The organism is Actinosynnema sp. (assembly GCF_052038725.1).
On sequence record NZ_JBQGCX010000026.1, the window covers coordinates 1 to 5,479 of the forward strand.

Annotated in this window: 3 protein-coding genes; all 3 read left to right on the forward strand. The window is 70.3% G+C overall.

The window, feature by feature from the left end; genetic code table 11:
* Positions 1 to 1,423, forward strand: a 1,423-nt coding sequence (locus tag ACTUAL_RS00475; RefSeq protein WP_440898876.1) for an immunoglobulin-like domain-containing protein, incomplete at its 5' end; no start/stop codon positions are given.
* A 74-nt stretch (positions 1,424 to 1,497) separates the two neighbouring features.
* Positions 1,498 to 3,978, forward strand: coding sequence for an alpha-L-arabinofuranosidase C-terminal domain-containing protein (locus tag ACTUAL_RS00480; protein ID WP_440898877.1), 2,481 nt, complete (start codon positions 1,498 to 1,500; stop codon positions 3,976 to 3,978).
* A partial coding sequence (locus tag ACTUAL_RS00485) for a family 43 glycosylhydrolase (protein ID WP_440898878.1) occupies positions 3,975 to 5,479 on the forward strand: 1,505 nt, incomplete at its 3' end. The genes ACTUAL_RS00480 and ACTUAL_RS00485, both read left to right, overlap by 4 nt.

A 5,479-nucleotide genomic window follows, 5' to 3' on the forward strand; every position in this document is an offset into this window, starting at 1 on the left:
CCTCGCGCTGCCCACCTCGGGCCCGCACGACACCACGATCTCCTGGCACTCCACCAATCCCGGCGCGGTCTCGGCCACCGGGAAGGTGACCCGCCCGCGCGCCGGCCTCCTGCCGTCGTTGGCGCTGCTCACGGCGACCACCACCAGGGGCGGCGCCGAGCAGCGCAGGCTCTTCGCGGTCACCGTCCGCCCGCGGCCCACCGACCGCGAGACGGTCGCCGAGGCCGCGAGGGCGCTGACCGTCTGGGACGCCCACGACGTGCGCGGCAACCTCACCCTGCCCACCACCGGACTGCACGGCACGGCCGTGACCTGGACTTCCAGCGCCCCCGACGTCGTCACGACCACCGGCGAGGTCACCAGGCCCGCGCACGGGCAGCCCGCGAGGCAGGTCCGGCTCACCGCCTCGGTGGGATCGGGAAGCCGAACGGAGCTTCGGCACTTCGCACTCTCCGTCACCCCGATGCCGGAGCGCGCCGCGCACGAGGGCTACTTCTTCGGCTACTTCACCGGCGAGGGCGCCGCGACCGGCGAGCAGGTGCACTTCGCCGCCTCGCGCGGCAACACCCCGCTGCTGTGGGACGAGCTGAACGGCGGCGAGCCGGTGCTCACCTCCGAGCAGGGCGACCGCGGCGTGCGCGACCCGTTCCTCATCCGCTCGCCCGAGGGCGACAAGTTCTACCTCGTCGCCACCGACCTCAAGATCCACGGCAACGGGAACTGGGACCTGGTGCAGCGCAAGGGGAGCAAGCACGTCGAGGTGTGGGAGTCCACCGACCTCGTCACCTGGTCGCAGCAGCGGCACGTGCGCGTCGCCCCCGACACGGCGGGCAACACCTGGGCGCCCGAGGCGTACTACGACAAGAGCATCGGCGCGTACGTGGTGTTCTGGGCCTCCAAGCTCTACGCCGAGGACGACCCCGAGCACACCGGCGACACCCACAACCGGATGCTCTACGCCACCACCCGCGACTTCCGCACCTTCAGCGAGCCGCAGGTGTGGGTGGACCCCGGCTACTCGGTGATCGACTCCACCGTCATCGAGCACGGCGGCCAGTACTACCGCTTCACCAAGGACGAGCGGAACACCACGTCCACCACGCCGTGCAGCAAGTTCATCCTCGCCGAGCGCTCCACCTCGCTGCGCTCCACCTCCTACGAGCACGTCGCCGACTGCATCGGCAAGGGGGCCGTCGAGCGCGGTGAGGGACCCACGGTGTTCAAGTCCAACACCGAGGACCGCTGGTACCTGCTGATCGACGAGTTCGGCGGTCGCGGCTACGTGCCGTTCGAGACCACCGACCTGGCGTCCGGCCGGTGGACCCCGTCCACCGGCCACCAGCTGCCCGCGCGCCCCCGCCACGGCACCGTCCTGCCGGTCACCAAGGCCGAGCTGGACCGCGTCCGCGCGGCCTTCCCGTGATCACCAGAACCCCGCCGCCGCACCACGGCCGACGCTCCACGACTCGACCCACGACTCGACGAGGAGTCCACCGGATGAACCGCGCACTGGCGGTTGCCCTCGCCACCAGCCTGCTCGTCGCCGTCCCCGCGACCGGGGCGGCGGCGGAGGCCGACTACACGATGACGATCGACCCGTCCGGCAGGGGCGCGACGATCGACGACACCATGTACGGCGTCTTCTACGAGGACATCAACCGCGCAGCCGACGGCGGCCTGTACGCCGAGCTAGTGCAGAACCGCTCCTTCGAGTACGACCCCGCCGACAACGCCGCCTACACCGGCCTCACCTCGTGGGCGCCCACCGGCGGCGACCCGCAGGTCGTCGACGACGACGGCCGCATGAACGAGCGCAACCGCCGCTACCTCAAGCTCGGGCTGCCCTCGGGCGTCATCAACTCCGGCTACAACAGCGGGATCAACGTCGAGCAGTCCGCGCGCTACGACTTCTCCGTCTGGGCGCGCACCGACCAGGCATCCGGGACCAAGCTCACCGTCGCGCTCACCGACCCGGCGGGCAAGGACCTGGCCCAGCCGCTCAGCCTCACGGTGCGCGGCGACGAGTGGGCCGAGTACACCGGCTCGTTCCGCGCCCGCGCCTCGTCCACCATCGGCAGGCTGCTGGTCAACGGCGCGGGCGCGGGCACGCTACTGCTGGACATGGTCTCGCTCATCCCGCAGGACACCTTCAAGGGGCACGGGCTGCGCAAGGACCTCGCGCAGAAGATCGCCGACCTGAGGCCCGGCTTCGTCCGCTTCCCCGGCGGCTGCCTGGTCAACACCGGCAGCCACTACGGCTACGACCAGGCGTCGAACTTCGAGCGCCGCCGCTCGTACCAGTGGAAGGACACCATCGGACCGGTCGAGACCCGCGCCACCAACTGGAACTTCTGGGGCTACAACCAGTCCTACGGCCTCGGCTACCACGAGTACTTCCAGTTCTCCGAGGACATCGGCGCCACGCCGCTGCCCGTGGTGCCCGCGCTGGTCACCGGCTGCGGCCAGAACCGCGCCACCGACGACCCGCAGCTGCTCCAGCGGCACGTGCAGGACGCGCTCGACCTCATCGAGTACGCCAACGGCCCCGCCGACTCCACCTGGGGCCGCAAGCGCGCCGAGGCCGGGCACCCCAAGCCGTTCAACCTCAAGTACCTGGCCGTCGGCAACGAGGAGAACCTGCCGAACGAGTACTTCGCCAGGTTCGTGGAGTTCAAGCGGGTCATCGAGGCGAAGCACCCGGAGATCACCATCGTCGGCAACTCCGGCCCCGACTCCTCCGGCGCCACGTTCGACCGGCTGTGGGAGCTGAACCGCGCCGAGGGCACCGCGCTGGTCGACGAGCACTACTACCGCGCGCCGGAGTGGTTCCTGGAGAACAACAACCGGTACGACTCGTACGACCGCAACGGCCCCAAGGTGTTCCTGGGCGAGTACGCCTCGCGGGACAACAAGTGGTTCAACGCGCTCTCCGAGGCCGCCTACATGACCGGCCTGGAGCGCAACGCCGACGTGGTCAAGATGGCCTCCTACGCGCCGCTGCTGTCCAACGAGGACCACGTGCAGTGGAAGCCGGACATGATCTGGTTCAACAACCACGCGTCGTGGGGCTCGCCCAGCTACGAGGTGCAGAAGCTGTTCATGACGAACACCGGCGACCACGTGGTGCCCAGCACCGCGTCGGGCACGCCCTCCGCGCTGGAGCCCATCACCGGCGCGATCGGCCTGTCCACCTGGGCGACCGCCGCCTGCTACGACGACGTGGAGGTCACCGCGCCGGACGGCGCCACGCTGTTCTCCGACGACTTCTCCGCCGGGGACGCGAACTGGACCAGGACCTCCGGCGGCAGCTGGGCGGTGCGGGACGGGAGGTTCGCCCAGTCCGACGCCGTCACCGAGAACACCCTCGTCACGGCGGGCGACCGCTCCTGGCGCGACTACGACGTGACCGTCAAGGCCACCAAGCAGTCCGGCAAGGAGGGCTTCCTGCTCGCCTTCGGCGTGAAGGACACCGGCAACTACTACTGGTGGAACGTCGGCGGCTGGAACAACACCCAGTCCGCGGTCGAGAAGCACGTCAACGGGGCCAAGAGCACGGTGATCACCGACTCCACCTCGGTGGAGACCGGGCGCGAGTACGAGCTCAAGGCACAGATCAGGGGCCGGAAGGTGACGCTCTACCTGGACGGCGCCAAGTGGGGCGAGTTCAGCGACGACAAGGTGGTCGAGCCGTTCCGCCAGGTCGTCACCCGCGACGCCAAGACCGGCGAGCTGATCGTCAAGGTGGTCAACGCCCAGGCGAGCGCCGCCCGCACCAGGCTCGACTTCGGGCCCAAGGCCAAGATCTCCGGCACGGTCAGGGCCACCGTGCTCAAGGGCTACGCCGACGACGTCAACACCGAGTTCTCCCAGCCGATCCGGCCCACCGAGGAGAAGGTGAAGGTCTCCAACTCCTTCACCCACACGTTCCCGCCGCACTCCGTGACCTTCCTCCGCATCAAGGACAGGAGCCGTCAGTGAGCACGCTCGACCGCAGGTCACTGCTGCGCGCCGGAGGGGCGCTCGCCGCCGCGAGCGCGATCCCCGCGCTCGGCGCCACCACCGCGTCGGCCCAGGAGTCGCGGGCCGCTGCCGCGCAAGGGGTGTCGGCGCAGGCCGTGCCCGGCCAGGCGGCCATCGACGTCACGCCCGCCCTGCCCACCCCCAGCCCGCTGGTCGAGCAGCGCGCCGACCCGTTCGTCACCCCGCCCACCGACGGCATGTACTACCTGACCGGCTCGGTCCCCGAGTACGACCGCATCGTCATCCGGGGCGCGTCGACCCTCGACGGCCTGACGACCGCCCGCGAGCGCACCATCTGGCGGCGGCCCGCCTCCGGCAAGATGGGCGGCTACATCTGGGCGCCGGAGCTGCACCGCATCGACGGCAAGTGGTACGTCTACTTCGCGGCGGGCGACTCGAACGAGCCGTTCCGCATCCGCACCTACGTCCTCGAATCGGCCAACGCCGACCCGCGCGCCGACGGCTGGGTGCTGCGCGGTCAGATGACCACCGCGTGGGACACCTTCACCCTGGACGCCACCACGTTCGAGCACCGGGGCAAGCGGTACTTCCTGTGGGCGCAGAGCGAACCGGGCATCGCCACCAACAGCAACCTCTACATCGCCGAGATGGCCTCGCCGCTGGCGCTGGGGTCCGCGCCGGTCCGGATCGCCGTCCCCACGCTGAGCTGGGAGACCCAGGGCTTCAAGGTGAACGAGGGCGCGGCGGTGCTGATCCGCAACGGCCGGGTGTTCGTCACCTACTCGGCCAGCGCCACCGACTCCCGCTACTGCATGGGCCTGCTCACCGCCGACGAGAACGCGAACCTGCTCGACGCGCGCTCGTGGACCAAGACGCAGACCCCGGTCTTCACCACCAGCGCCGAGACGAGCCAGTACGGGCCCGGCCACAACTCGTTCACCACGGTCGAGGGCGCGGACGTCATGGTCTACCACGCCCGCGACTACCGGGACATCACCGGCGACCCGCTGTTCGACCCGAACCGGCACGCCCGCGTGCAGCGGGTGCACTGGAACGACGACGGCACCCCGTCGTTCGGCGTCCCGGTCGGCAGGGGCGGCCCCATCAGCAGGCTGTCGCCGCTCGACGCGCCGAACCTGTTCGTGCGGCACTACGACTACAAGCTGCGGGTGGACGGCAACGTCCGCACCGTCGCCGACTCGCAGTTCCGCTTCGTGCCGGGCTTCTTCGGCGCGGGCACGGTCGCGCTCCAGTCGGTCAACTACCCCAACCGGTACGCGCGGGTGGTCGACGGCGCGACGATCCGGGTCGACCCGTACGAGGACACCGACGCCTACGGGCGCGCGGCCAGCTTCGTCCGGGTCGAGGGGCTCGTCGACAAGACGGCGGTGTCGCTGCGCCCGCACGACAACAAGACCGGGTACCTCTCGCACGACAGCGGCTGGCTCGTCGTGGCCGAGCCGGGAAGCTCCGACGCGCGCAAGCGCGCGACGTTCAA